Origin of the sequence: Paraburkholderia terricola (assembly GCF_900142195.1) — a bacterium.
Lineage (GTDB): Bacteria > Pseudomonadota > Gammaproteobacteria > Burkholderiales > Burkholderiaceae > Paraburkholderia > Paraburkholderia terricola.
Window position 1 is genome coordinate 99,684 of sequence record NZ_FRAB01000017.1, and the last position, 25,497, is coordinate 125,180.

Consider the following 25,497-nt stretch of genomic DNA (forward strand, 5'->3'; position numbering starts at 1 on the left):
CATGGACCACAAGTCGAAACTACGACAGATTGCCTTGGCCGCACTGGTCATGATGGGGGCCGTGCAAGGCGTCGCCGCGCAGGCGATGACGGATAGCGGCGCGAGCGCTGGCGTCGTTTCCCAGCCGGGCGCCGCGCAGGGTGACCAGCCCGCTCAGTCTGGACAAGCGCAGACCACCGCGCTGACGCCGGACGAAGCGAAGCAATCCGCCGCGGGGAACGTTGCGGAATTGCAGCAGATGATTCGCGGGTCGGACGTGAGCGAATTGCGCACGACATACAACGGCAGTTACGGCGCGAGCTTGCTGTTTTACGGCAAGGAGATGACGTACTACGTAGCCTTGTTCCAGCAGAAGAATTTCTGGCGCGTCATCAAGACGCAGGACGCGACGCGCGCCGACATGATCTACAAGGATTTCGTGCGTCAGACGCTGCAACTGTCGGACGTCGAGATTCGCCGCACGCAACTCGAGGCGCAGAAGGCGTTCACGGACCGGATGATCGCATTGTCGCAAGACCGCGCGAATCGCCTGCAAGCTGACCTCGACGTGGCGCACCGGCAGCAGACCATCGTCGCGAGCCAGCAGCAGCAGACCCGCGCCGAAGCAACGGCGCTCGCGCAGCAAAAGGCCGCCGCGCAGGAGCAACTGCGCGCCGCGCAACGCCAGGTGCGCGATCTGCAACGTCAATTGGAAAGCGGCTTACCCTCGCACTGAGCGCGATGGTTTGAAGGCTGCCAGAGGTAAGGCGGCGGCATCGATCGCCGCCGCTCGAGTCACCGCGGGGCACCTCGCGCGAGCTGTTTCTAGCCGCGCTCGAATCGCGGGTCCACAAGCGGCGACCGCCGCTGTTTTCCGCGGCACACATCCCACAACGAATCGGCGCGGCAGGTTTGCCGGATGAACGATAGCGCGTGAGCGTGAGCCGCTGGTTTTCCGCTGCGGCTCGGAATAATTCCCCTCAAATTACGGCGGACTGTCTTCCGGGTTCGTGCTCGTCTCGCCAGCGCACACACGCTGTGCGCGAGAGGCGCCGACTCGCCGACTCTAATGCCGCTTCTTGCCCGCCGACGACACCTCTTTCACCGACACGTGATGCGGATCCGTCATATCGACGGCGATCGGATCGCTGGCGGGAAAGCTTTCCTCGAGTGCTTCGTCGAGCCGGCTCTCGGCGGACTGAACCGACTTGGCGGACGGCCGCGCTTTCATGGGATTGCGGGGTACGGGCTGTTTCTGCCTGGTCATGACATGCTCCGTTGGACGCGAGTCAACGACTTCAGCATAACGCAAAGCGAGTCGCGGCGAGTTAAAAGCATGCTGCATTGACTCGTTCTCCGAGTGTCGCAGAAAAGCAGAGCGGGAACACCTACACATCCGCCGCATGCCATGAACCCGGGGTTGTCCAGTCGGGAAGGGAGCAGGAAAGGACCAGCGAACGACAAGGCAGCGAACAGCATGAATCGAAAAGACCCCGCACGCACGCGGCGCTTTAACGCGTCACACGTCGTGGAAGCTGAGTTGGAACACCTGGAGTGGGCAACGAGACAACCGGCGCTGCGCATGCTGAGCGCCGGTTACTGGCGGCGCCGCGTGCTGGCGGTTAAAAGCGGATTTGAGTTGACGGAACGACAGGTGATGCGTCTGGAGAAGATCTTGCAGCGGCTCGGTCATCCGGCGGACTAGCGGGCCGCCGCGGCGGCCGTTTATTCGTTGGCGCCGTTACCGCCGTTTCCACCATTGCCGCCGTTACCACCATGATTGCCGCCGCCGTGATTACCGTCGCCGTGATTACCGTCGCCGCCGGTGCCGAACAGACGCCGCCGGCGCGTGACGACCACGGGGCCGTCGGACGTGCTGTTGCCGCGCTCGGACGACGAACGCTCCGAAGACGGCGCGCCATACGACTCGCGCGGTTCACGCGGTTCGCGCGGCTCACGATGATCGCGTGGTTCGCGCGATCCATGCGGACCACGCGTGGTGTGTTCGCCGTGCGAAGGCCGCCCCGCGCGTGGCGCCGGACGCGTGCCGGTGTCGAGCTGGATCGTCGAGATCGCGCGCTTGTAGATGCCTTGCAGGCCGACAGGCGTGCGCAGCATCACCAGATACTGATCGAACGACTCGATGCACCCGGTCAGGCGAATGCCGTTGACCAGATAGATCTCGACGCGCTTTCGTTCTTTGCGCGCAGCGTTCATGAAGTCGTTTTGCGGATGCGATTCTGCGGAAGCCATGGACAATTCAGGTTAGAAAGACGGTTGTTCGCCGCGATTCTACCCTGTATGAGGGTGGAACGCGTCGGCGGGCGAACTGCGACCACTATAACGGCTTGTGCGCAGGGAAGCACCTGATAACTATTGACTGTAACGTTGAGTTACGAATCTGCCGACGAATCGCGCTTTCTTCCGCCATGCGCGGGCCGCCGGAATAGGTGTGGCGGAAAAAGATAGCCGGCGTGACGTTCGCGCGGAATAAATCACCACGTGCCAGCGTTAAGTCAGGCATGGCGGCGTTACATCGCACATAACGCATAACGCATTTCGCATCCCGCACGCAATCGGACGGATTGCAGCCGGCGGCCCACACTCCATTCACGCGCCCGCCTCGAGCCGGGCGCTCATCAGGAGACTCATATGAACGCATCCCGCATTTTTTCCACCCTCTTCGTGATGATGGCGCTCGCACTCGGCACGCTCGCGACGAGCGCGTGCACGACGGCGGACAACAGCGCGTCGAGCACCAGCGGCGGCAGCAGTAGCGGCGGCTACTGAGCGTTTGCGCGCCGGGTGAGCTTCGAAGCGGAAGTGGTTGCGTGGCTCCCGCAGTTGCGCCGCTATGCGCGCGCACTGACGGGCGACCGCGCGTGGGCCGACGACCTCGTGCAGGACACGGCGGAGCGCGCGCTCGCGCGCTGGTCGGCGTTCCGGCCCGACAGCAATCTGCGCGCCTGGCTTCTGACGATCCTGCGGCATCTGTATATCGATCAGTTGCGCGGCCGCCGCGAGATCGCCGTCGACGACGAAAGCGCGCCGTGGCGCAATCTCGAAGCGCCGCATGGCGAAGTCGACGGTCTGGTGCTGCGCGATCTGCAGCGCGCGCTGTATTGCCTGCCGGTCGAGCAGCGTGAAGTGCTGTTGCTGGTGTGCGTGGAGGAACTGTCTTATCAGGAAGCGTCGAAGGCGCTCGGCGTGCCGATCGGCACGGTGATGTCGCGTCTTTCGCGCGCGCGCGAGCACATGCGCGTGTTGCTGACGGTGGGGCCGGCCGACGGGGCGGCCGCGGGAACGGCGCGTAAGACCGCGCCGTTAAAAGTAGTGAGAAATCCGTGATGAATAACGACGACCACGATTCCAGCTTGCCCGGCGGGCTCGATCTGCGAGCGCTGTCGGCGTTTATCGACGGCGAATTGCCGGACGCGGAGCGTGCCGCGGTCGAGGCGCAACTGCGGGAGCACCCGCAGGCCGCCGCGCGCGTGGCCGCGTGGCGCGCGCAGAAAGCCGCGTTGCGGGCGCTGTGCGGCGCGCCGCGGCACAGCGAAGCCGACGCGCGCCATGAGCGCAACGAGGCCGACGAGCCGGCCTTCATCGTGGTGCGCCGGCCTGCGCCGTGGTGGCAGCGCGCCGGCATCGCGGCATGCTGGCTCGCGGCCGGCGCGGGGCTCGCGCTTGCCTTGGGGCCGCTCGCGCCGCGCCTGACCGGCGGCGCGTGGAGCGGCTTGGGCGGCCAGCCGCCGAGCTTCGCCGAGCGCGCCGATATCGCCTACGCGGTGTACACGCCGGAGCGGCGTCATCCGGTGGAAGTGGCCGCGAGCGAGGAAGAGCATCTGATTAGCTGGCTGTCCAAACGCCTGAACCGGCCGCTCTCGGTGCCGTCGTTGCAGGAGTACGGCTATTCGCTGGTGGGCGGGCGTCTGTTGCCCGGCGAAGCGGGACCGGCCGCGCAATTCATGTACGAGAATCAGAGCGGCGCGCGGCTCACGCTGTACGTGACCGGCAGCGCGCGCGACGAAACCGCGTTCCGCCTGTTGCGCGACGGCAACCGGCGCACCTTCTACTGGGTCAGCGACGGCATGGGCTACGCGTTGTCCGGGCCGATCGCGGAAGGCAAGCTGCGCTCGATCGCCGTCGAGGTATGCAGCGCGCTCGGCGGCAAGCCGGAGGCGTGGCAGTGAGGCGCACGCCAATGCATCGTCGACATCTCACGAGGGACACACCTTGACCCGCAGCCTGCCGCCGAACGTCTCCGCCGCTCAGTTCGACCGCGCGCTCGCCGGCTGGCGCGCGATCGTCGGCGAAGCGCAGGTGGTGAGCTCCGCGGCCGGACTTGCCGCGTATCTCGATCCGTTCGCGCCGGGCGAGCCCGCCGCGTTTTCGGCGAGCGCCGCGGTGTTGCCCGCCTCCGTCGACGAGATTCGCGCGGTGCTACGGATCGCAAACGAATTCCGCATTCCGTTGTGGACGGTCTCGACCGGACGCAACTTCGCCTATGGCGGCGCCGCGCCACGGCTGCCGGGTTCGGTGGTGCTCGATTTGCAGCGGATGAACCGCATCATCGAGGTGAACGAGACGCTGGCCTACGCGCTGGTGGAGCCGGGCGTCAGCTACTTCGAGCTGCACGCGCATCTGCGCGAGAAGGGCTACCGGCTGTGGGTCGATCCGCCGGCGGCGGGTTGGGGCAGCGTGGTCGGCAATACGCTCGAGCGCGGCTTCGGCTACACCGCTTACGGCGATCATGCGGCGACGCAATGCGGCATGGAAGTGGTGCTCGCCAACGGCGACGTGTTGCGCACCGGCATGGGCGGGATCGACATCGGCACGGCATGGCAGTTGTATCAGCCGGGCTATGGGCCGTCGTTCGACGCGATGTTCATGCAGTCGAACTACGGCATCGTCACCAAGCTGGGCGTCTGGCTGATGCCCGCGCCGCCCGCGTATCTGCTCGGCGAGATCCAGTTTCGCCACGAAGCGGATCTCGAAGCGATCGTGGACATCCTGCGGCCCTTGCGGCTCGATGACACGATCCGCAATCACGCGGTGATCGAGGGCGGTGTGCGCCGTGCCGCCGGATTGTCGGCGCGCGCGCACTGGTACGAGGGCAAGGGCGCGATGCCCGAGAGCGCGGTGACGGCGATGCTGGAGAAGCTGAACGTCGGCCGCTGGAACCTGCATTTCGCGCTGTACGGCACGCCCGAACTGATCGACGCGCGCTATGCGATCGTGCAGCGCGCGTTCGCTCGCGTGCCGCAGGCAAGGCTCTTCGCCGCGCGTTACGCGGGCGACGCCGAGCCCACCGCGGGCGGCGATCGCAACCTCGCCGGCATTCCGGCGATGAGCGCGTTTCGCATGCTCGACTGGCGCGGCGGCGCGGGCGCGCATGTGGACTTCGCGCCGATCTGTCCGGCGACCGGCCGCGACGCGCTGCGCCAATACACGATGGTCAAGGCGCGCGCCGCGGAATACGGCTTCGATTACTACGGCGGCTTCACGGCGGGCGTGCGTCATCTGCATCATATTTTCGCGGCGATCTTCGACCGCGACGACGCCAACCAGGTCGAGCAGGCCGGCTTGCTGCTGGGCTCGCTGATGAGCGACGCGCGCGCGGCCGGCTACGGCGAATATCGCGCGCATCTCGCGTACATGGATCTGGCCGCGGCGCAGTACAGTTTCAACGACGGCGCGTTGCTGCGGCTCTCGGAAACGATCAAGGACGCGCTCGACCCGAACGGCATTCTCGCGCCCGGCAAGCAGGGCATCTGGCCGGCGGCGTGGCGCGACCGGCGCGGTTATACGTGAGGCGCGCGTGGCACAACGTACGCGCGGCATGAAACGGCAAGCGGATCGAACAATGGACCGACGCACGTTCGTATTGACAGGCGCATGGCTGTCCACCACGGCGGGCGGCGCATGGCCGTGGCTCGCGCAGGCGGCCGCGCGCGGCAACACGCTGGCGGTGGTCGATTCGACGCTGGCGTGCGGCCCCGCGTTCGCCGCATACGTCGCGCGCATGAAGCTGCCCGCGTTCGACACCGGCGACGACATCGGCGCGCTCTGGTACACGACGCTGGCGCCGCTTCTCAGCCGCACGCTCGCGCCGGCGCCCGCATCGCTGATCGGCCTCACGCGCGCGTCGGATTACTTCGTGCTCAAGGAACTCGCCGTGCGCGCGGGCCAGATGGTGGCGCACAGCCATGAACAGAGCGCGGGGCGTGAGGTGGACCACCGGGTAGACCATCGGGCCGGCCATCAGGCAGGCCGCGGCGCGCAAGCACCCCACGTCGCATTCGTGCTGGCCCCGCGCGCGATCCGCTAGAACTTGTACGCCTTGTTCTTCGGATCGAAGGTCGAGTCGTCGAAGGTCTTCGGCGTGATGGTTTCGAAAACGATTCGTTCGAAGATCTTGCCGTCGTTGTCGTAAGACTCGACGCTGCGGAAATACGGATGCCGCAGATCGAGCCCGAGCGTCTCTTTCTTCGCGTAGAAGCGCGGCTGGCCGATCGGCGTTTCGAACGTGAAGGCCACCACGCGCACGCCTTCGATCGTTTTGACTTCCACCTGAACCGAGCGCGGCAAGCCGGCCTCGATGTATTTCTTGCCCTCGGCAAGGTACTGCCTGGCGATGTACTCGGTGCCGAGATCGCGCACGTGGTGATTCGATTGCGAACGGGCGAGGGCGCCGTTCAGCGAGGTCCACAGCGGCATGACGTTCAGCATGCCGCCGAGGTGCCCATACATTTCGTCGGCGCGTTTGGACTCGTCGTAGATGATCTCCTGGCCCGCGTGCGCGCCGTCGGGCAGCCACTTCGCGTAGATTCGCAGCGGGTCGCGCGCGAGGCGCACAAGCATGTGATCGGGCTTATCGGGCCATTGACCGCGAATGCGTTCCGAGCGCGACATCGTGAACTCGTAGGACGCATAGCCGTTCGGCCCCGCCTTGATGTAGCGCGGCAACGCGAGCGGATCGAGCGACTGGAACAGCGCGACCAGTTGCGCGTCGTCAAGCGCTGCGAGCGCGCCGCTTTGTTGCGCGTCGCGCAGCCATTTGACCTGCTGATCCAGCGTGAGCTTGCCGACCTGCGAAGCCGGCGTGGCCGGCGCCTTGACGGCGCTCGCGGTTTCCAGCGGGGGCGGCGTGTCGTCGTTTTGCGCGAGGGCCGGCGGCATGGCCAACGCCGCGAGGCAGGCCCCCAGCGCGCCGAGCAAACATTGCCGCGACAAGCCGGCAAGCAACGGCCGCCATGAACGCATGTTGCTCAATCGGCGCAAGCTCACGGACATACTCTGCTTCACGAGTCTCTCTCCACGAATAGAGCGCCAATATGCATGAAGCTCGTGCAAGCAGCGCCTTACCTGTCAGGCAGGTTTTTGCTTCGCGAGTTCCTCGTCTCGCAGCGCGCGGCGCAGAATCTTGCCGACGTTGGTTTGCGGCAACTCATCGCGGAACTCCACCTGCTTCGGTATCTTGTAGCCCGTCAGATTCTTGCGGCAATGGGCGATCACCTGTTCCTCGGTCAACGACGGGTTGCGTTTGACGATGAACACCTTTACCCGCTCGCCTTGCGCCGCGTCGGGCACGCCGATCGCCGCGACTTCGCGCACGTCGGGATGCGCCGCGATCACGTCTTCGATTTCGTTCGGATAGACGTTGAAGCCCGACACCAGGATCATGTCTTTCTTCCGGTCGATCAGACGAATGTAGCCGCGCGAATCCATCACGCCGATGTCGCCGGTGGCGAGCCAGCCGTCGCTGTCGATCGTCCTCGCGGTTTCTTCCGGGCCGTTCCAGTAGCCTTTCATCACCTGCGGACCCTTCACGCACAATTCGCCCGCTTCGCCGATATTCGCCCACGTGCCGTCGTCCTTCCTGAAGCGCACCTGGGTGGAGGGCGCGGGCAAGCCGATCGAGCCTTCGAAGTCGCGCAGATGGGCGAGGTCGACGGGGTTCATCGAGACGATCGGCGAGCATTCGGTGAGCCCGTAGCCTTCGATGATCGGTTTGCCCGTCACCGCCTTGAAGCGCTCGGCCACCGACTTTTGCGTCGCCATGCCGCCCGCCATCGCGAGCTTCAGGTTGGAGAAATCGCGCTGGCGAAACTCCTCGTTTTCGAGGAACGCGTTGTAGAGCGTGTTCACCGCCGTCATGCCGGTGAACTTCTCGTGGCGGATGATCATCATCACGCGCTTCATGTCGCGCGGATTGGCGATCAGGATGTTGCGCCCGCCGAGTCCCATGAAAATCAGCGCGTTCACGGTGAGCGAATAGATGTGATAGAGCGGCAGCGGCGTGAGCACCGTTTCCGCGTCGCCGCTCAATTGCCCCTCGGCCCACGCCTTCGCCTGCAGCAGATTGGCGACGATGTTCCTGTGCGTGAGCATCGCGCCCTTGGCGACGCCGGTCGTGCCGCCGGTGTATTGCAGGAAGGCGATGTCGTCATGCGTGGGGCGCACGGGCGTCAAGGGCCGCGAGTAGCCGATCGCGAGCGCTTCGAGCAGCGGCACCGCTTTCGGCAGGTTATACGCGGGCACCATCTTTTTCACGTGACGCAGCATGAAATTGAGCAGACGTCCCTTCAGATTCAGCCCGTCGGCGAGCAGATCGCCGAGACCCGTCACGATGACGTTCCGCACCTTCGTGCCCGGCAGCGCCTCCTCGACCACCTTCGCGAAGTTCTCGAACACGACGATGGTTTGCGCGCCGCTGTCCTTCAGTTGATGCGCGAGCTCGCGCACCGTGTAGAGCGGATTCACGTTCACCACCACCGCGCCGGCTTTCAACACGCCGAACAGCGACACCGGATACTGGAACGTATTCGGCAGCATGATCGCGACGCGCTCGCCCGGCTTCACGCCGATACTTTGCAGATACGCGGCGAACGCGGTCGCCTTGCGGCCGAGTTCGCCGTAGGTCAGGCTCGCGCCCACGCTCACATACGCCACGCGCTCGCGGAACTTCGCGATGCATTCGTCGAAGAACTGCACGAGCGATTCGTATTGCGTGACGTCGATTTCGTGCGGCACGTCGGCGGGGTAGGACGCGTACCAGATGCCGTCGGTGTTGGGCGCCTGGGCGGGCGCGTTGGCCGATGCCGGGTTCGGCGCCTGAGGGGGAACCTCGCTCGCCGCGTGGGCCGATGACGCGGACTCGGTCGGCGTCGAGGGCGGGGCTGGGTTGGGCTGGGTCATCGGTCGTCTCCTGAAGCGGTGGCTTCGTCTATTCGTGTGCTGGTCTCGCGGCCAGTCATTGAAGCAATCAAGGCAAATCTAGCGATAGCGTTTGAAGCGAAAACATGCGGTGAAACAAGTGCTAAAACAACGTTGAAACGGAGCGACGCTCAGCGTTCGAGAATCGCCACCACACCCTGGCCGCCCGCCGCGCAGATCGAGATCAGCCCGCGCGCTGCGCCGGCCGGCTTGTCGAGTTGCGCGAGCATTTTCGCCAGGCCGGCGACGATGCGCCCGCCCGTCGCGGCAAACGGATGACCCGTGGCGAGCGAACCGCCGTTCACGTTCAGTTTCGTCCGGTCGATTGCGCCGAGCGGACCCGGCAAACCGAGCTGCGTGCGGCAATATTCATCATCCTGCCACGCCGCGAGCGTGCACAACACCTGCGCCGCGAACGCTTCGTGGATTTCGTACAGATCGAAGTCCTGCAAGCCGAGCCCGGCGCGCGCCAGCATGCGCGGCACCGCGTAGGCGGGCGCCATCAGCAGCCCTTCCTGCTTGTCGAAATAGTCGACCGCGGCGGTCTCCGACCAGCTCAGATAGGCGAGCACCGGCAAGCCGTGTTGCGCGGCCCATTCATCGCTCGCGAGCAGCACGGCGGAGGCGCCGTCGGTGAGCGGCGTGGAATTGCCCGCGGTGAGCGTGCCGGCGTCGCGGTCGAATGCCGGCTTCAGGCCGCTGAGTTTTTCGAGCGTCAGGTCAGGGCGCAGGTTGTTGTCGCGCGCGAGGCCCCGGTACGGCGTCATCAGATCGTTGACGAAGCCGCGCGCATACGCGTCGCCGAGCTTGCGGTGGCTCTCGTAAGCGAGCACGTCCTGGGCTTCGCGCGAGATGTTCCAGCGTTTGGCCATCAGTTCGCAATGCTCGCCCATCGAAAGCCGGGTGCGCGGCTCGCCGTTGCGCGGCAGCAGCGGCTTGAAAAACATGCCGGGACGCAGCTTCGCCAGCGCGCCGATGCGCTGCCCGGCGCTCTTGCCGCGATTCGCTTCGAGCAGGATCTGGCGCATCCGTTCGTTGACGGCGATCGGCGCATCGGAGGTCGTGTCGACACCGCCCGCGATGCCCGCGTCGATCTGCCCGAGCGCGATCTTGTTGGCGACCAGAATCGCCGCTTCGAGTCCCGTGCCGCAGGCTTGCTGCACGTCGTAGGCGGGCGTTTCCTTCGCGAGCGTGGTGGACAGCACGGACTCGCGCGTCAGATTGAAGTCGCGCGAATGCTTGATGACCGCGCCCGCCGCGACTTCGCCCAGACGTTCGCCATGCAGGTCGTAGCGGTCGACCAGGCCTTGCAGCGTGAAGGTCAGCATGTCCTGATTCGACGCGCTCGCGTAAGCGGTGTTCGAGCGGGCGAACGGAATCCGGTTGGCCCCCACGATGGCGACGCGGCGCACGGCTGGCAGCGGGTTGGACATGCTCGGCTCCTTTGGGTCGTGCCCGGGTGATTCAATGATGCGAACGGCGATCGGTTCAAGGCGTCCTGATTCAACAACGATTCGCGGCGGCGCGAATTCCATGCATGGATGAAATCCCGCGCACGCCTGCGTGCCTCATTGCAGCCGCCACTGCATGCGGCCGCGCAAATGCGGTTTGTCTCCGGCGATATCCCGCACCTCGATGTCGCGTTCGATCAGCGAGGGCGACGCGCTCCACAGCGACGCTTCGCCCGGCAGCAGCATCGGCACCTTGAATTCGGCGCTCAGCGTGGCCTCGGCGAGCGGCTTCGGCGGTTGCAGCGCGGAGGCCGCGCGCGCGAGCGTCCACATGCCGTGCGCGATCGCGCGCGGAAAGCCGAACGCCTTCGCGGATAGCGCGCTGAGGTGAATCGGGTTGTAGTCGCCGGACACGCCCGCATAGTCGCGGCCGAGTTGCGGCGCGAGTTGCCAGCGCGCGATGCGTTCCAGCGCGGCGGGGCCGAGTTCGAGCGGATCGAGCGGATTGCCGGTCGGCGGCACGCCTCGTTTCAGATAGACGCTGTCGCCGTCCCACACCGCTTCGCCGCGGCGATACATGCGCGTATGCAGCACGAACGCCTGGCCCTTGTCGTGCCGCAGCAGCGCGCCGAATTCCACCTCGACGCGCAAGACGTCCTTGTACGCGAGCGGCCGGCGCAGCCGCACATGATTGGCCAGATGCACGAGGCCGAGCGCGGGCCAGGGAAACGCCGGGTCGGTCAGCATCAGCAGATGCAACGGAAACGCAAGCAGATGCGGATAGGTGAGCGGCACGCCGTGCTCGGGGATGAAGCCGCACACGCGCGCGTAACGCCAGATCGGCCCGGGGTCGAGCGCGACGGCGGGGCGCACGAGGCGCAGCGCGGGCAGTTGCGTGGCGCGAGCGCGCTTGACGATGCCGCTCAACGCGCGCGCATAGAGCTTGGCCGGGGCGGGCAACGGCTCGACGACCACGGTTTTCGGGCGCGCCGCGCTCACGGTAAGACCGCCCCCGAACGGATCACCCGGCTCACGCATGGTCACGCTCCAATCAGGCTTTGTCCGCACACGCGCACGACCTGGCCGGTGATGCCCGCCGAGCCCGGATGCGCGAGCCATGCGATGGTTTGCGCGACGTCGACCGGCTGGCCGCCCTGGCTCATCGCGTTCATGCGGCGGCCGGCTTCGCGCAGCGTGAACGGCATCCTGGCGGTCATCTGCGTTTCGATGAAGCCCGGCGCGACCGCGTTGATCGTGATGCCGCGTGCGCGAAGATGCGGCGCCATGCCTTGCACGCGGCCGATCACGCCGGCCTTCGAGGTCGCGTAATTGGTTTGCCCGAGATTGCCCGCGATGCCGCTGATCGACGACACGCCGATGATGCGCCCGCCGTCTCGCACGATGCCGGCGGCGAGCAGCGCGTCGTCGATCCGTTCCTGCGCGCACAGGTTGATGTCGATCACGCTTTGCCACACGGAGGCGGTCATCTTCGCGATGGTTTTGTCACGGGTGATGCCGGCGTTGTGCACGACGATATCCACGCCTTGTTCGTCGAGCGCCGCCGCGATTTGCGCGGGCGCTTCGGGCGCTGCGATGTCGAAGGCGAGGGCCGTGCCGTTCAACTGACGCATGGTCAGATCGAGCGCGTCGCGCGCGGCGGGAATGTCGATGCCGATCACATGCGCGCCCTCGGCGGCCAGCACGCTCGCAATCGACGCGCCGATGCCCCGCGCGGCGCCCGTCACGACCGCGCGCCGGCCCGCGAGCGGCGCTTTCCAGTCGAACGCGGGTGCGGCGGCTTGCGGGCCCGCGCCGGCAGTGCTGCCGATGCGCACGACCTGGCCCGACACATACGCGGAACGCGGCGACAGAAAGAATCGCAGCGAGGTTTCGACGCCGCTTTCCGCGCCGTGCTCGACATAGACGAGATTCGCGGTGATGCCGCGCCGCGCTTCCTTGCCGAGCGAACGCGTGAAACCTTCGAGCGCGCGCTGCGCGGTCCATTGGCGCGGGCTCGCGCAGCTTTCCGGCGGACGCCCCAACACGACGATGCGCCCGCACTTGCCGAGCGAGCGCAAGGTGTCGTGGAAGAATCCGTGCAGCGGTTCGAGCTGGCTGCTGTCGTCGATGCCGCTTGCATCGAACAGCAGTGCGGCGAGCCTGCCGGGCGAGCCGGAATCCGCCGGTTCGAAACGGCCCGTCATCAAGCCGTGGCGAGTCGCGAGCGGCACCCACAGCCCGGCGCTTTCATGCGCGACGCTCGTCACGCCGATGCTCGCCACCAGATTCGCCAGCGCATCGAGCAACTGCGGTTCACGTCCCGCGCCGATCGCCACCACGCCGCCGAACTCGGGCTCGTCCGCGCGATGGCGGCGCAGCACCTCGGGCTTCGGCAAGCCGAGCGAGCGCGCGAGGCGCGCGCCGAGCGGCGAGTTGACGAAGTTCAGATAAGAGTCGTTCATATCGGTCGTTGCTCCGCTGACAGCGCGCCGCGGGAAGTGCCCCTTGCGGGCGTCGGACGTGTGTCAGTGTGCACTGAGTTGGACGCATCCGGGGTGCCTCGCCGGGATGTTTTTTGCAGGCGCTCGTCAAGACGCTCGCACCCTTGTCAGGCTGCGGCTTCCAACGCCTTGTCGAGCGCCTCCTTGCGTTGTTGCAGACCGGCGAGCATGTCGAAGTCGGCCGCGAAATCGTCGACCTTCACGACTTCCGCGCCGTAGCGCGCATAGTCGTCGAGCACGCGGCGCTCGTCGGCGTCGAGCAAGCCTTTCTGCTCGGCGGACGCGGTCCACCCGGGCAGTTGCGCGAAGCTCTGCGGCATCGGTTCGAGCAGCCCTTGCTTGACCGCTTCACGCAGCTTCTGCTCGATCCGCATGAAGCGCGGGTTCAACTGGAACGCCAGCTCGCCGTAGCCGAGCGCATCCACATCGGGACGCGGTACATACGAATCGGCCACGAGACGTTCGCGCGCCGCGCCGGGCGTCTGCATCAATTCGGCGATGTCGCTGCCAAGCCGGTCGGACGGCTCGCGGTACGGCAGGCCGAATGGAAACGCCAGCGCCCGCACGAGGCCGGCGGCGAAGCGGTTCGGGTAGTTCGCGAGCACGCCGTCGAGCGCGTGCTGCGCTTTATACAGCGAATCCTCGACGCCCCAGCGCACCAGCGGCAAGTCTTCTTCCTGACGGCCTTCGTCCTCGAAACGCTTGAGCGTCGCCGAGATCAGGTAGAGCTGCGAGAGCACGTCGCCGAGACGCGCGGAAATGCGTTCGCGCCGTTTCAGATCGGCGCCGAGCACGAACATGGAGACGTCGGCGAGCAACGCGAACACGGTCGAGAGGCGGGTCGCCGCGCGGTAGTACGGCAGCAGCGGACCATGCGCCGCGCGCGGCCTCGCGATGAACGCGCCGCCCGTCACACCGTGGACGAAACCGCGCACCACGTTGGAGAGCGTGAAGCCCGCATGGCCGAAGAACGCCGCGTCGAAATCGCACAGCGCGCGGGCGCGATCGGTTTCGCGCGTCGCGGCCATTTCCTTCAGCACATACGGATGGCAGCGAATCGCCCCCTGGCCGAAGATGATCAGGCAGCGCGTCAGAATGTTCGCGCCTTCGACGGTAATCGAGATCGGCACCTGCTGATAGGCGCGCGCGAGAAAGTTCGACGGCCCCATGCAAACGCCCTTGCCGGCGACGACATCCATGCCGTCGTTGATGACCGTGCGCGCGCGTTCGGTGATGTGATACTTGGCGATCGCCGAAATCACCGAGGGCTTCTCGCCGAGGTCCACCGCCTGCGCGGACAGGCGGCGCGCGGCATCCATCACGTACAGATTGCCGCCCATGCGGCCGAGCGCTTCCTGCACGCCCTCGAACTTGCCGACGGCGGTGCGGAACTGGCGGCGCATCGCGGCGTAGGCGCCGGTGCCGCGCACGGCGATCTTCGCCATCCCCACGTTCGACGACGGCAGCGAAATCGCCCGGCCCGCCGCGAGACATTCCATCAGCATGCGCCAGCCGTTGCCGACCTGCGCGCGTCCGCCGATCACCCAGTCGATGGGAATGAAGACGTCCTTGCCCGAGTTCGGGCCGTTCTGGAACACCGCGTTCAGCGGCCAGTGACGGCGGCCGATATTGACGCCGGGGTGGCGGGTCGGAATCAGCGCGCAGGTGATGCCGGGTTCGTCATCGGCGCCGAGCAGATGGTCGGGATCGAGCGCGCGAAATGCGAGGCCGAGCACGGTCGCGATCGGGCCGAGCGTGATGTAGCGCTTGTCCCACGTCACGCGAAAACCGAGCGTTTCGCGGCCTTCGAAGGCGCCCTTGCAGACGATGCCCACGTCGGGAATCGCCGCGGCGTCCGAGCCCGCGTAGGGGCTCGTCAACGCGAAGCAGGGGATGTCCTCGCCGCGCGCGAGGCGCGGCAGGTAGTGGTTCTTTTGCGCTTCGGTGCCGTAGTGCATCAGCAGTTCGGCGGGGCCGAGCGAGTTCGGCACCATCACCGAAACGGCGGCGGCCGAGCAGCGCGTGGCGAGCTTCATGATGACCTGCGAATGCGCGTAGGCGGAGAACTGCTTGCCGCCGTACTGCCTCGGAATGATCATGCCGAGAAAGCCGCGCTCCTTGATGTATTGCCAGCTTTGCGGCGAGAGGTCCTGCCACACCATCGTGGTTTCCCAGTCGTTCGCGAGGTCGCACAAATGCTCGCATTCGACGTCGAGAAACGCTTGCTCCTCGGCGGTGAGCGTGGCCGGGCCGTAGCCGAGCAGCGTGTCCCAATGCGGGCGCCCCGAGAACAGTTCGGCGTCCCACCAGACGGTGCCGGCTTCGATCGCGTCGCGCTCGGTCGGCGACATCTGCGGCAGGATCTTGCGGAAGAGCTCGAGCAGCGGCTTCGCGAGCCATGCGCGGCGCAGCGGTTTGATGGTCAGCACGAGGGCGGGGAGGACGAACAGAACGGCAAGCAAGACCGTCGCGGCCGGACCCGCGGCTCCGCTGACCTGCGCGGCCGCTACCCAGACGATCATGCAGGCGAGCCACCATGACGCGCGCGCCTGAACGTAGACGAGCGCGAGCGCCGCAATGACGAGCACCAGGATGAACCACGGCATGACGTTTCCTCCCTTTTCGCTGGGTCTTTTCGCTGCGTGCGAACGCATCCACGGGCGCGGATGCGTTCGCCGTCATGTTGTTTTTTTAAAGCTGACGCTTCGGTTCGGCTGCTTCGCCTGGACGCCTGGGCGACGACTTTGCCGGGCGGCCTGCTCGCGGCTTCGGGTCGCGCCTGCTTGCGCTTCGCGTCCAATCACCAATCCCAGTTCGGCAGCGTGACGTCGCTGAGATGCGGGACCTGGATGTGCGGCGCGGGTAGATGGCGCTCACGGCGTTCGGCTATGGACCGGCGGGTTCCTTAAGGTACATCGCCCGCATTCTCCGTGCCGCTTCCTCGCTAAGCCGCCCCTTGCGACGCATGATGAAACGAGTTCGCCGGAAGATTGCCGCCAGGGCGCTCGGCTTCCGGCATGGAAGCAGGTGGCGGTTGCTTACCGCCTTGCGCCTGCTGCGCGTCTGCCGCCGCAGCCGCAGCGGCTGCACCAGCACCAGCACCAGCACCAGCACCAGCACCAGCACCAGCACCAGCACCAGCATCCGCATCCGCACCCGCACCCGCACCCGCACCCGCACCCGCACCCGCACCCGCACCCGCACCCGCCGCACCCGCCGCATCCGCCGCACCCGCACTCGGGCATTCGCCTGTATCCGTCAGGCCGCTTTCGGTGGCGTCGCCCAGCACCGCCGCGAACGCGGCCAGTTGCGTGCTGTCCGGCAACGGCGCCTTCAGCGCGGCGACCATCAGCGAGGCGAGGCGCGCTATCAGTTGCAGGTCGTTCATCGACTTGCCCTGCGAGAACTCGGCAATCAGGTCGTCGGTATCGGCGCCCGCCAGCACGCCGGAGAGCGCGCCAATCGCGAAGTGCAGACGCCAGCCGAGTTCCTCGCGCGGCAGATGCGGCAACGCGCGCTGGAACGCATCGAAAAAGCGCACGGCCACCGACTCGTAGTGCGCCTTCAGAAAGTCGCGGATGAACGCCGACGGATCGGTATAAGCGCGCCCCAGCAGCCGTAGAAACGCCTTGCCGCCGGCGCGCGGATCGCGTGAGAGCCGCAGCGCCGGAATGAACATCGCGCCGAGCACGTGCTCGCAGGTGAGCCGCGCGCCGAGCATCTGGTCGAAGCGGTCGAGCAGCTTGAGCCGCTCCTGGTTGAGCCGGTCGAGCCGGCGCGACAGCATCGCGTGAATCAGCGATTCCTTGCTGCCGAAGTGATAGTTGACCGCCGCGAGATTGACTTCGGCACGCGAAGTGATCTGACGCAGCGACATCGCCTCATAACCGCATTCGATGAAGAGCGTTTCGGCGGCGTCGAGGATGCGGGACTTCGTGTCGCCGGCATGCCGGCCTGTCGTGCGAACTGCCATGGGCGTCTCCTGGTTGCCGGCCGTGCGGCCCGCGAACAAGCGATTCAAGTGCGAATTTGAAACAGGCGTTTTTTTGAGGATAAGAAGGATGACGATGGCGATCAAGGCCGTCCGTGGACTAACTCCTCTAGAGGACCCGACGAAGGCCGGTCTTGTCCGTGACGCGCGGCGCGTCGGAGCGCGCGGAAATAAAAAGGCCGTTCCGATCGTGATCGGAACGGCCTCATGGGGCTTGCTTCTCCCAAGCGGACTGTTTCAGGTGACGCGTGCCGCGACCTGTCGTGCCGACTGCGTCATGTCGATGCCGCGGCGCTCGCGGCTGAACGGAATCAGTGCGGCGATCACGAGCGCCACGATGCCGATCACCACCGCCATCACGAGCGCGTAGTTGTTGCCGTGCGCTTCGGCGGCGCTGGCTTGCAGCGGGCCGTTGACCGAGGCGATCAGATTGCCGAGTTGATACACGAGGCCTGGGAACGTCGCGCGAATTTCGTCGGGCGAGATTTCATTCAGGTGCACCGGAATGACACCCCATGCGCCTTGCACCGAAATCTGCATGAGGAAGGCGCCTGCCGCGAGCAGAACCGGCGTGCTCGAGAAAGCCCACAGCGGCAGCACCGGCAGCGCGATCAGCGCCGCGATGAGGATCGCGCGCTTGCGGCCGATCCTCTCCGACGCGAAACCGAAGAACAATCCGCCGATAATCGCGCCGACGTTCAGCGTGATCGTGATCCACGAGACGGTATGCGCGTCGAACTGATGCTGCACGCGCAGGAAGGTCGGATATAGGTCCTGCGAGCCGTGCGAGAAGAAGTTGAACGCGGTCATGAGGACGATCGCATAGAGCGACAGCCCGACATTGCGCTTGAGCGTGGCGACGAGGCCCGGACGCGCCCGCTTTTCGAGCGTCTGGAAGGCCGGCGACTCCGGCACGTGCGCGCGCACGTACAGCACGAGCAGGGCGGGCAGCACGCCGACGAAGAACATGCCGCGCCAGCCGATGTATTGATAGAAAACGCCGAACACGACCGACGCGAGCAGATAGCCGCTCGGATAACCGGCTTGCAACAGGCCCGAGACCACGCCGCGCGACTTCGGCGGCACGGTCTCCATGGTCAGTGCGCCGCCCACGCCCCATTCGCCGCCCATCGCGATACCGAACAGCGCGCGCAGCACCAGCAGGGTGATGAGATTCGGCGAGAAGCCGGACAGCAATTCCAGCAGCGAGAAGCACGCGATGTTGACCATCAGCGTGGGGCGACGGCCATACTTGTCGGCGAGCCAGCCGAAGATCAATGCGCCGACGGGACGCATCATCAAGGTCAGCATGATGCCGAACGCGACCGCCGGGATATTCGTATTGAATTCCGCCGCGATATCTTTCAATACGAACACCATGAGAAAGAAATCGAATGCGTCGAGTGTCCAGCCGAGATAGGCGGCGATCGTGACGTTTCTTTGTTCCCGTGTCCAACTCATTGATTGTTCTCCAAAGTCCCCCAGATACCCGTTCAACCGCGGGCGGCTATGCGGGCCATATGCCTGTGGCATTGGCTTCGAGCGAGTGTACGCCGACTGTCAAGCGCTTGCATTGAATCGAACAGGCGAATATCCGGATTAATCGCAGCGCAATTGACTTACACAATCTCAATGCAGGGTGAATGTCGGAGAGATGTAATTATCGTATTAATGGCGTTGAATTTTAGTTTGGTTTTTGTAATGTATTTCTTTGGCGTGTCGCCAGCTATTCCGGTAAGGCCGACCTGAGCTTTTGGCAGGGGGCAATGCTTCTCGCGTATTCCAGCGCCTCGACCAGCACCTCGACTTCCTGCCGTGTTTCATCGAGCTTCTTGCGAAGCAGCCGATTCTGTTGAAGCGCTTCCAATAGATTCATGCTCTCGGCCAGATCGTTGCTCCGCAGCGCATCTGTTTGGTCCAGGTTCGACGTCCACGCTTTCCAGCCGGAGAGGACGCTGCCCGCCGAACCCGAGCCAGGGACTTCGTTGGGCCGCAACCCGCCGCGAGCAACACGCCGGCTGTCCATGCGGTCGCTTTCCGCGCTCTCGTCGAAGGCGGCGTGGCAACGCTGTGCTGTGCGAGACGGACCAAACAGCATCGAGCTGCTCCTGTGAAATGCGAAGCCAGGCGCGAGGCCGCTAAAGGCAAGCGGCTGCGTTTGGCCGGGTTTGAGCGAGTCTGAGCGGGTTTGAGTCGATAACGAGCGTGCTCCGGCGGCCCAAGCGCCGGACCACGCGACATGACCGGCTTTACTTGAATTGATACATGTAGCCCAGCCGGGCCGCGGGAATGAAACGCTTGCCGACGAGCGGACTATCGGAAATGCCGCTGCCGAGATGGGTGACCTGCAGATCGAGGCTGACGGACTGCTGTTGCGTGAGCCGGTAAGCGACTCGCGTCCCGATGGTGGTGTTCAGCGTGGATGTCCCGTCGTAAGCCGGCCGTCCCGCACGCGCCTCCGACTGCGTCACGCCATAGTAGTAGTCGACGTATTTGTCGCTCAGCCACCTCGTGTCGACATGCGGTTCGACGGTCCATTTGCCGAATTCGAAGGCTTTTCTGAAGTCGACGGCGGCCTGCTGCCCTTTGTTTCCGCCGACGAGGTAACTGGCGGTCAGCGTGCCGAATCCGCTCTGCCACCCGAGTGCCGGGCCGTACCAGAAGGTGACGCTCTTCCGGTTCTCCATGCCGTTGAGGATCGGCGCGTCGGAGCCCTTGTAGCCCTCCAGAATGCCCACTTTGCCACGCAGGGCCAAGGTGACGCCGTTCCATTGCCCGACTTTCAGATCGAGCGTCGTGGCGAACGCGCTGATCCATTTGTTATCGACGTAGAAAAGCGGAATCGGCGTGATCCTCGCGCTGTCGCCCTTATACGGCGAGGGTTCGATACCGACGCCCGCGCCCAGTCCCCAGTGGGTGACGTTGGTGGCATTGCTCAGGACGGTGAAGCCGGAATCGTCGGGATTGGTCGCGTTCTGCGCCCGGACGCTGCCGGAACCCAGCATAAGCGAGGCGGCGGCCAGCAGCGCCCGGTATTCGCGGCGACGATTTTTTCTTGCGGCATGCGCCAATGCGGCGCCTTCACGCCGCGCCGTTTTCGATGAAATTGCCATTCAGGAACCTCCAGTCGGGGAGCCCGAGATTACGCAGGAGATTCAACGGCATGATGTGCGGTTTTTTACGGCGCCGATACAATGTGTCGCCCCTGAAATACTGGGGATGAACGGCTGACATCAATCGTCGGGCCGCTCCGGTTAGCATTTGGGAATGACTGATATGCCGCACGTACTGGTGGTTGACGACGAGGAGGACATCCGGTCCTTGCTGACCGGCTTTTTTCGCAAGCATGGCCACGAGGTCAGCATCGCGACCGACGGACACAGCCTGTTCGCGGCACTCGATGTCCAGCACGTCGATATCGTCATTCTGGATGTCATGCTGCCGGGCGAGGACGGCTTCAGCCTGTGCCGGCGGATACGCGCAACCTCGAAAGTGCCGGTCATCATGCTCACGGCGGTGGCGGATCACGTCGATCGGGTAGTGGGTCTCGAGATGGGCGCCGACGATTACCTGGTCAAGCCATTCGATGCAAGGGAACTGCTCGCGCGAGTCAAGGCCGTGCTGCGCAGGACGACGCAAACCGGGGCCGCGGTGGTGGGCACCCACACCAGACCGGTACTGTCGTTTGGCGGGTGGCGTCTGGATATCGCCCGGCGCGAACTGCGCTCGGCGGACAACACACTGATCATTCTTTCCAGCAGCGAATTCGATCTGCTGCTCGTGTTTGCCGAGCACGCTCAGCGGGTGCTGACGCGCGATCAACTGCTCGACCTCACGCGCGGGTCGTCGCACGAGGTCTATGACCGGAGCATCGACGTGCAGGTCGGCCGTCTGCGCCGAAAACTCGACGCCGACGCCGAAACGCCTTCCGTCATTCGTACGGTTCGGGGCGGCGGCTATATGTTCACGCCAGCGGTTCGACGCGGATGAGCATCCGGTTGCGTCCGCCGGACACCATCGCGTGGCGGATTGCGCTCACGGTCGGCGCGGCCATCATCGGCGTGCTCGGGCTCGCCGTGCTCTTTAGCCAGCTTGCCGGTCCGACGGCCCGAGAGACCGCGTTGCTCGACCGGGCCGACGACACGGTCCGCATGATCGATGCGGCGTCGGCGATCGATCGCCCGCGACTGGCCCGCGCCGTGCAGATCGAGTCCAACCGGGCCGAATGGTATGCGGCCAACTCGACGGTCGCTCGCCGCCTCGCCGTGGCGCAACCGCCCGATGCGGATTCCGATCTGTCCAGGTGGTTTCTGATCGAGGGCCGCCAGCGTCCTCGCGTATTTTTCAGCTCGGACGATCCGCTCTCCGCCAGCATCCAGTTTGATCGCGGTCAACATTCCCGCGCCTATTTTCTGGCCGTTGAACTGCGCGACGAAAGCTGGGTTGTATTCATCGCCACACAGCGTGACTGGGGGCTGCTGCAACCCCGCCAGATCGCCGTGGCACTGGGATGTGTCGGGTTGTCGATTCTCGCGGCATCGGTGCTTGCGACTTACTTTCTCTCGAAGCCGATCCGGCAGTTCGCGGACGAACTGCGCCGCATCGGCGGCGATCCGCGCGCCGGTCCCGTCCGCGAGACCGGGCCGGGAGAACTGCGCGCGGCGATCGCGGCGTTCAACGCATTGCAGGCGCAAGTGCGCAAATTCGTCGAGGACCGAACGGTGATGCTCGCCGCCATGTCGCATGATCTGCGCACGCCGCTCACGAAGATCCGGCTTCGCGGCGAGTTCATCGAGGACGACGAGCAACGGGCGCGCCTCTTTCGCGACGTCGACGACTTGCAGGCGATGGCGGACTCGGCCCTGTCCTTTTTCAGGGACGACTATAAGGACGAGGAGACCACGGTTTTCGATTTCGCGGGACTTCTGCGCACCATCACCGACGATTATGGCGACCAGGGGCAGCCCGTCTCGTATGCCGGCCCCGATCGCCTCGCGTTCAACGGGCGGCCGTTCTCACTGCGGCGCGCGTGTATGAACCTCGTCGACAATGCGCTGAAATACGGCAATAGGGCGGAGCTGCAACTGAACCATTCCGCGACGGAAATCGTGGTCGAGATCAGCGATCGAGGCGCCGGCATTCCGCCTCACGCGCTCGAGCAGGTATTCGCGCCGTTTTTCCGCCTCGAGCAATCGCGAAACCGCAGCACCGGAGGGATGGGCCTGGGACTGACATCGGCGCGCGCCGTCATCCGCGCTCATGGCGGCGATATCGCGCTTCGCAACCGGGAATGCGGGGGATTGCAGGTTAGTGTGACCTTGCCGCTGATATCGTGATTGCGGGGTGTCATACTCGAATCGACGCAGATGCGCCCGAAGCGTGACGACAGACGAGGTAATCGGCACGACCGTGCCGGCAATGAAGACAACCGCCCGATATGTTCAACAGGAGCACGCCATGATTTCCAGCCGCAGTGAAGTGACGCAGATGATCGTTTCGGCGAAAGTCGCGCGAGGTCTCAAATGGAGCGGGATCGCGGAGCGCATCGGCGCGAGCAAGGAATGGACGACGGCCGCGTGTCTCGGGCAGATGACGTTCACGAAGCAGCAAGCGGAGATTGCCGGCGAGATCTTCGGTTTGTCCGACGAGGCGGTGGCGTGGCTGCAGATCGTGCCGTACAAGGGCTCCTTGCCGACCGCCGTGCCGACCGATCCGCTCATCTACCGGTGGTATGAAATCGTCAACGTCTACGGCACGACGATCAAGGAATTGATCCACGAGGAATTCGGCGACGGCATCATGAGCGCGATCGATTTCTCGATGGACATCCAGCGCGAAGCCGATCCGAAGGGCGATCGCGTGAAGGTGCTGCTGTCCGGCAAATTCCTGCCTTACAAGACCTATTGACAGCCTGTTGACAGTGAAGCGGTCCATGCCGCGTACACGAATCGCCGCGCTCACGACGCTCGCCATGATCGCGTTTGCGGGGAACTCGTTGCTGTGCCGCCTGGCGCTGAAAGGCGCCGGGATCGATGCGGCGACGTTCACGTTGGCGCGGGTGGTATCCGCCGCGCTCACGCTCTGGTTGATCCTGCGAATACGTGGTGCGCCGCGCGGCATCGCAGGCAACTGGTATTCGGCATTTGCGCTTTTTGTCTATGCAGGCGGATTTTCGTTCGCATACCTCGGCCTGCCGGCCGGCACCGGCGCGTTGCTGCTGTTCGGCGCCGTGCAGGCGACGATGATCGGCTACGGCCTTTGGACGGGGGAGCACCTGCGCGTGCCGCAGTGGGCCGGGCTGGTGTTGGCGCTTGGCGGTCTCATCGGGCTCGTTCTGCCGGGCATCTCGGCGCCGCCTCTGGGTTCGTCCCTGTTGATGCTGGGCGCGGGCGTCGCGTGGGGCGTTTATTCGCTGCGCGGCAGACGGTCCTGCGATCCGACGACCACGACCGCCGGGAACTTCCTGCGAGCCGTGCCGTTCGCGGCGGCGGTGAGTATGCTCACGCTTGCGCACACCTCGTTCGAACAATCCGGACTGATGTACGCGATCCTTTCCGGGGCAGTGACCTCCGGCGTCGGCTATGTCGTCTGGTACACCGCCTTGCGGGAATTGAAAGCGGCTACCGCGGCCACCGTGCAATTGAGCGTACCGGTCATTGCGGCGATGGGCGGTATCGTGTTGCTCGGCGAACCCTTGACGCCGCGCCTGCTGGTCGGTTCGGCCGCCGTGCTCGGCGGCATTGCATTGGTGGTGGCGAAAAAGCAGACCGTCAGATAGCGACACTTGCGTGTCGATCGGCCTCGCGCATGGAGATCCGCTCGAGCGCTGTCGGCGGACCTGAGACGGATGCGGTCCGGCGCCGGGTTCGGGCAGGTGATATTCTTTCTGCTCACCGCGTTTCCACATGTGGATGCTGTGTGGCACATCCCTTCGTCAGTCGCTCGTGAGGCGCGACATCCTCATTCTTTTCCGCATGGCGCGGCACGGCGCGATGCGTCGACTCGAAGCGAAGGTGAACACCAATACAGGATTGAACGTGATGCACGACAAGCGAGATGTGGCGCCGGACAGCACGGCAGCGCGCGTCGCGTTGTGGCGCGCGCTGCATGTCGAGGCCGATCCGCCGCCGCATGTGCTGGAAGACCGGATCGGTCTCGCGTTGCTGTCGCCGGACGAGGACTGGCGCCGCCGCGCAGATAGGGACCCGCGATTCACGCCGTATCTCGGCGCACGATCTGACGCAACGCTACTTCGCCGGCAGGACAGATGAGCTGCGCCCGCCGAGGAATACGGAGGCATTGCTGGTGGTAAGCACCTGGCTGGGGGGCCGTGTCGACACGTTTGCGCTGCAAAACACCGGGTTGTGGTTCGGGCACGGCAATAGCGGAAGGACCGCGCCGAGCACGACAGAAGATGTCGACGCGGCCATGCTCACGCCGCGCGCTTCGGCTTCCCGTTTACAAGTCATATAGCGAGTCATAGCGATCAGGCGTTCGCGAGAGCGCCTTTCAGCGGAGAGGTCAATGAAAACAGGGAAACCAAAACGGACTCGTCGGGATGCGGACGATCTGTTCCCCGACTTGCAACAGAGCGGCGTCAATCGGGCGAGCCGCCCTGATAACCCGTTCGGACATGAAACCTTGCAGCGGGCCGCTCGCACCGATCGTGACGAGGCCTCACTCTGGAAAGACAATCTCATCACGCTGCCCATGGCGATCGAGTTGCCCCCTGGCTATAAGTCGGTGTCTCATGTGCGCGACGTGATGGCGCGCGTATGGCGGGTGAAATGGCTTAGGGAAACCAGCAATGAAGTCGTTGCGGATTTCCCCGAGGGTTGGTCCGCCGTTCGTCCGAAAAGCGGACCCGTGGAGTTGCGCGATCCGGCCGGTATCGTTCGAGGCGTCCATGGTTGGGCGGAAGACGCCGAACTCAGGATCTTGCCGAGGTATCGGGTGGAATCGCAGGAGAATAGTTCGAGCGGGCTCGGCAGTTTGCTTGTTCGCGACCGCGAGACTGGGCAGATTCTCGAACGGTCGTCGCAGTGGTCGGCGCAGACCGGCACCCATCATCCGGACTGGGCGAGGCTCTCCGCATGGCTCGACTCGCACTATCCGCTTCATCGCGATCCGCTGCGGTTATGGACGGACTGCGAAAGCAATCCTGGTTGAGCGGGGAAGTGCCTTGCCGGTCGTTGGCTTGTCTAATGAAAGCCGATGTGTTGTAAAAAGGCTAGCGTGCCGTGACCTCTCGCCGATTACGGAGGCCCTCCGCTCACGCTGTGTCGGCTTTTAGAAAGCTTGAGCGGAGCGCTTGAACGCACTTGCGATGTGGCGTATGCCTGGCGCCCAAAGGCTCGAT

General features: G+C 65.1%; 24 protein-coding genes and 1 pseudogene. 13 read left to right on the top strand and 12 right to left on the bottom strand.

The window, feature by feature from the left end; genetic code table 11:
• The first annotated feature begins 1 nt into the window (after position 1).
• Positions 2 to 715, top strand: coding sequence for a DUF2968 domain-containing protein (locus BUE39_RS16935; RefSeq protein WP_073429880.1), 714 nt, complete (start codon positions 2 to 4; stop codon positions 713 to 715).
• A gap of 330 nt (positions 716 to 1,045) precedes the next feature.
• On the opposite strand, the gene BUE39_RS16940 is transcribed toward BUE39_RS16935, so the two are convergent.
• Positions 1,046 to 1,246: a hypothetical protein gene (locus tag BUE39_RS16940; protein ID WP_073429881.1), complete on the bottom strand. Its 201-nt coding sequence runs from the start codon at positions 1,244 to 1,246 to the stop codon at positions 1,046 to 1,048.
• A 210-nt stretch (positions 1,247 to 1,456) separates the two neighbouring features.
• Between BUE39_RS16940 and BUE39_RS16945 the strand changes: the two genes are divergently transcribed.
• The gene (locus BUE39_RS16945) at positions 1,457 to 1,684 is read left to right on the top strand and encodes a hypothetical protein (protein WP_073429882.1); all 228 of its coding nucleotides are present in this window, start codon (positions 1,457 to 1,459) and stop codon (positions 1,682 to 1,684) included.
• Between the two features lie 20 nt (positions 1,685 to 1,704).
• On the opposite strand, the gene hfq is transcribed toward BUE39_RS16945, so the two are convergent.
• Complete coding sequence (gene hfq, locus BUE39_RS16950; protein ID WP_073429883.1) at positions 1,705 to 2,232, bottom strand: RNA chaperone Hfq; 528 nt, start codon at positions 2,230 to 2,232, stop codon at positions 1,705 to 1,707.
• A gap of 399 nt (positions 2,233 to 2,631) precedes the next feature.
• On the opposite strand from hfq, the gene BUE39_RS35160 reads away from it, so the two are divergent.
• The 5 genes from BUE39_RS35160 to BUE39_RS16970 are packed head-to-tail and all read left to right on the top strand — an operon-like array spanning position 2,632 to position 6,307.
• A complete protein-coding gene (locus BUE39_RS35160; protein WP_167363286.1) occupies positions 2,632 to 2,769 on the top strand; it encodes a hypothetical protein in 138 nt (45 codons plus the stop codon).
• A 15-nt stretch (positions 2,770 to 2,784) separates the two neighbouring features.
• Complete coding sequence (locus tag BUE39_RS16955) at positions 2,785 to 3,327, top strand: RNA polymerase sigma factor (protein ID WP_073429884.1); 543 nt, start codon at positions 2,785 to 2,787, stop codon at positions 3,325 to 3,327.
• Entirely contained in the window at positions 3,327 to 4,169 is an 843-nt protein-coding gene (locus BUE39_RS16960) for an anti-sigma factor family protein (RefSeq protein WP_073429885.1), read from the top strand. Before BUE39_RS16955 ends, BUE39_RS16960 begins: the two co-directional genes overlap by 1 nt.
• Before the next feature lie 43 nt (positions 4,170 to 4,212).
• Positions 4,213 to 5,790: an FAD-binding oxidoreductase gene (locus tag BUE39_RS16965; protein WP_073429886.1), complete on the top strand. Its 1,578-nt coding sequence runs from the start codon at positions 4,213 to 4,215 to the stop codon at positions 5,788 to 5,790.
• A 52-nt stretch (positions 5,791 to 5,842) separates the two neighbouring features.
• Positions 5,843 to 6,307 carry a hypothetical protein gene (locus BUE39_RS16970; protein WP_073429887.1) on the top strand — a complete coding sequence of 155 codons (465 nt, stop codon included), beginning with the start codon at positions 5,843 to 5,845 and terminating at the stop codon, positions 6,305 to 6,307.
• Here BUE39_RS16970 and BUE39_RS16975 read toward each other — a convergent pair.
• The 10 genes from BUE39_RS16975 to BUE39_RS17020 all read right to left on the bottom strand — a co-directional run bounded on the left by BUE39_RS16975 (position 6,304) and on the right by BUE39_RS17020 (position 20,251).
• Positions 6,304 to 7,242 carry a DUF1571 domain-containing protein gene (locus BUE39_RS16975; protein ID WP_073429888.1) on the bottom strand — a complete coding sequence of 313 codons (939 nt, stop codon included), beginning with the start codon at positions 7,240 to 7,242 and terminating at the stop codon, positions 6,304 to 6,306. The genes BUE39_RS16970 and BUE39_RS16975 overlap by 4 nt on opposite strands.
• Before the next feature lie 105 nt (positions 7,243 to 7,347).
• The gene (locus tag BUE39_RS16980; RefSeq protein ID WP_073429889.1) at positions 7,348 to 9,177 is read right to left on the bottom strand and encodes an AMP-binding protein; all 1,830 of its coding nucleotides are present in this window, start codon (positions 9,175 to 9,177) and stop codon (positions 7,348 to 7,350) included.
• 149 nt (positions 9,178 to 9,326) lie between these two features.
• Positions 9,327 to 10,628, bottom strand: a complete 1,302-nt coding sequence (locus BUE39_RS16985) for an acetyl-CoA C-acetyltransferase (protein ID WP_073429890.1) — start codon at positions 10,626 to 10,628, stop codon at positions 9,327 to 9,329.
• Between the two features lie 135 nt (positions 10,629 to 10,763).
• Positions 10,764 to 11,684: a MaoC/PaaZ C-terminal domain-containing protein gene (locus BUE39_RS16990; protein ID WP_073429891.1), complete on the bottom strand. Its 921-nt coding sequence runs from the start codon at positions 11,682 to 11,684 to the stop codon at positions 10,764 to 10,766.
• A gap of 2 nt (positions 11,685 to 11,686) precedes the next feature.
• Entirely contained in the window at positions 11,687 to 13,108 is a 1,422-nt protein-coding gene (locus BUE39_RS16995) for a 3-oxoacyl-ACP reductase (RefSeq protein ID WP_073429892.1), read from the bottom strand.
• 146 nt (positions 13,109 to 13,254) lie between these two features.
• Positions 13,255 to 15,753 carry an acyl-CoA dehydrogenase gene (locus BUE39_RS17000; RefSeq protein WP_073429893.1) on the bottom strand — a complete coding sequence of 833 codons (2,499 nt, stop codon included), beginning with the start codon at positions 15,751 to 15,753 and terminating at the stop codon, positions 13,255 to 13,257.
• A gap of 338 nt (positions 15,754 to 16,091) precedes the next feature.
• Positions 16,092 to 17,120, bottom strand: a complete 1,029-nt coding sequence (locus BUE39_RS17005; RefSeq protein ID WP_073429916.1) for a TetR/AcrR family transcriptional regulator — start codon at positions 17,118 to 17,120, stop codon at positions 16,092 to 16,094.
• A 255-nt stretch (positions 17,121 to 17,375) separates the two neighbouring features.
• On the bottom strand, positions 17,376 to 18,599 hold the full coding sequence (locus BUE39_RS17010; protein ID WP_073429894.1) for an MFS transporter: 1,224 nt from the start codon (positions 18,597 to 18,599) through the stop codon (positions 17,376 to 17,378).
• Between the two features lie 265 nt (positions 18,600 to 18,864).
• Positions 18,865 to 19,236 carry a hypothetical protein gene (locus BUE39_RS17015; protein WP_073429895.1) on the bottom strand — a complete coding sequence of 124 codons (372 nt, stop codon included), beginning with the start codon at positions 19,234 to 19,236 and terminating at the stop codon, positions 18,865 to 18,867.
• A 151-nt stretch (positions 19,237 to 19,387) separates the two neighbouring features.
• Positions 19,388 to 20,251, bottom strand: coding sequence for a MipA/OmpV family protein (locus tag BUE39_RS17020; protein ID WP_084561427.1), 864 nt, complete (start codon positions 20,249 to 20,251; stop codon positions 19,388 to 19,390).
• Positions 20,252 to 20,405: 154 nt separating this feature from the next.
• On the opposite strand from BUE39_RS17020, the gene BUE39_RS17025 reads away from it, so the two are divergent.
• From BUE39_RS17025 to BUE39_RS17050, 6 genes and pseudogenes are all read left to right on the top strand, one after another.
• Positions 20,406 to 21,128 (top strand): response regulator, encoded by a 723-nt coding sequence (locus tag BUE39_RS17025; RefSeq protein ID WP_083083896.1) that lies wholly within the window; start codon positions 20,406 to 20,408, stop codon positions 21,126 to 21,128.
• Positions 21,125 to 22,474: a sensor histidine kinase gene (locus BUE39_RS17030; protein ID WP_073429897.1), complete on the top strand. Its 1,350-nt coding sequence runs from the start codon at positions 21,125 to 21,127 to the stop codon at positions 22,472 to 22,474. The genes BUE39_RS17025 and BUE39_RS17030 overlap by 4 nt, the downstream gene beginning before the upstream one ends.
• 121 nt (positions 22,475 to 22,595) lie before the next feature.
• Positions 22,596 to 23,045, top strand: a complete 450-nt coding sequence (gene cynS / locus BUE39_RS17035; RefSeq protein WP_073429898.1) for a cyanase — start codon at positions 22,596 to 22,598, stop codon at positions 23,043 to 23,045.
• 25 nt (positions 23,046 to 23,070) lie between these two features.
• A complete protein-coding gene (locus BUE39_RS17040) occupies positions 23,071 to 23,916 on the top strand; it encodes a DMT family transporter (RefSeq protein WP_073429899.1) in 846 nt (281 codons plus the stop codon).
• A 262-nt stretch (positions 23,917 to 24,178) separates the two neighbouring features.
• Positions 24,179 to 24,355 (top strand): annotated as a pseudogene (locus BUE39_RS17045) (SAM-dependent methyltransferase); the annotation flags it as partial.
• A 307-nt stretch (positions 24,356 to 24,662) separates the two neighbouring features.
• Positions 24,663 to 25,307 carry a hypothetical protein gene (locus BUE39_RS17050; RefSeq protein ID WP_073429900.1) on the top strand — a complete coding sequence of 215 codons (645 nt, stop codon included), beginning with the start codon at positions 24,663 to 24,665 and terminating at the stop codon, positions 25,305 to 25,307.
• Positions 25,308 to 25,497: the final 190 nt, after the last annotated feature.

Coding starts and splice junctions, on each gene's coding strand:
- BUE39_RS16935 (WP_073429880.1), top strand. CDS start 2: ATGGACCACAAGTCGAAACTACGACAGATTGCCTTGGCCGCACTGGTC.
- BUE39_RS16980 (WP_073429889.1), bottom strand. CDS start 9,177: ATGACCCAGCCCAACCCAGCCCCGCCCTCGACGCCGACCGAGTCCGCG.
- BUE39_RS17050 (WP_073429900.1), top strand. CDS start 24,663: ATGAAAACAGGGAAACCAAAACGGACTCGTCGGGATGCGGACGATCTG.
- BUE39_RS17040 (WP_073429899.1), top strand. CDS start 23,071: ATGCCGCGTACACGAATCGCCGCGCTCACGACGCTCGCCATGATCGCG.
- BUE39_RS17025 (WP_083083896.1), top strand. CDS start 20,406: ATGACTGATATGCCGCACGTACTGGTGGTTGACGACGAGGAGGACATC.
- BUE39_RS16995 (WP_073429892.1), bottom strand. CDS start 13,108: ATGAACGACTCTTATCTGAACTTCGTCAACTCGCCGCTCGGCGCGCGC.
- BUE39_RS16960 (WP_073429885.1), top strand. CDS start 3,327: ATGAATAACGACGACCACGATTCCAGCTTGCCCGGCGGGCTCGATCTG.
- BUE39_RS17000 (WP_073429893.1), bottom strand. CDS start 15,753: ATGCCGTGGTTCATCCTGGTGCTCGTCATTGCGGCGCTCGCGCTCGTC.
- BUE39_RS17015 (WP_073429895.1), bottom strand. CDS start 19,236: ATGCTGTTTGGTCCGTCTCGCACAGCACAGCGTTGCCACGCCGCCTTC.
- cynS (WP_073429898.1), top strand. CDS start 22,596: ATGATTTCCAGCCGCAGTGAAGTGACGCAGATGATCGTTTCGGCGAAA.
- BUE39_RS16975 (WP_073429888.1), bottom strand. CDS start 7,242: ATGCGTTCATGGCGGCCGTTGCTTGCCGGCTTGTCGCGGCAATGTTTG.
- BUE39_RS35160 (WP_167363286.1), top strand. CDS start 2,632: ATGAACGCATCCCGCATTTTTTCCACCCTCTTCGTGATGATGGCGCTC.
- BUE39_RS16945 (WP_073429882.1), top strand. CDS start 1,457: ATGAATCGAAAAGACCCCGCACGCACGCGGCGCTTTAACGCGTCACAC.
- BUE39_RS17020 (WP_084561427.1), bottom strand. CDS start 20,251: ATGGCAATTTCATCGAAAACGGCGCGGCGTGAAGGCGCCGCATTGGCG.
- hfq (WP_073429883.1), bottom strand. CDS start 2,232: ATGGCTTCCGCAGAATCGCATCCGCAAAACGACTTCATGAACGCTGCG.
- BUE39_RS16970 (WP_073429887.1), top strand. CDS start 5,843: ATGGACCGACGCACGTTCGTATTGACAGGCGCATGGCTGTCCACCACG.
- BUE39_RS16990 (WP_073429891.1), bottom strand. CDS start 11,684: ATGCGTGAGCCGGGTGATCCGTTCGGGGGCGGTCTTACCGTGAGCGCG.
- BUE39_RS17005 (WP_073429916.1), bottom strand. CDS start 17,120: ATGGCAGTTCGCACGACAGGCCGGCATGCCGGCGACACGAAGTCCCGC.
- BUE39_RS17010 (WP_073429894.1), bottom strand. CDS start 18,599: ATGAGTTGGACACGGGAACAAAGAAACGTCACGATCGCCGCCTATCTC.
- BUE39_RS16940 (WP_073429881.1), bottom strand. CDS start 1,246: ATGACCAGGCAGAAACAGCCCGTACCCCGCAATCCCATGAAAGCGCGG.
- BUE39_RS16985 (WP_073429890.1), bottom strand. CDS start 10,628: ATGTCCAACCCGCTGCCAGCCGTGCGCCGCGTCGCCATCGTGGGGGCC.
- BUE39_RS17030 (WP_073429897.1), top strand. CDS start 21,125: ATGAGCATCCGGTTGCGTCCGCCGGACACCATCGCGTGGCGGATTGCG.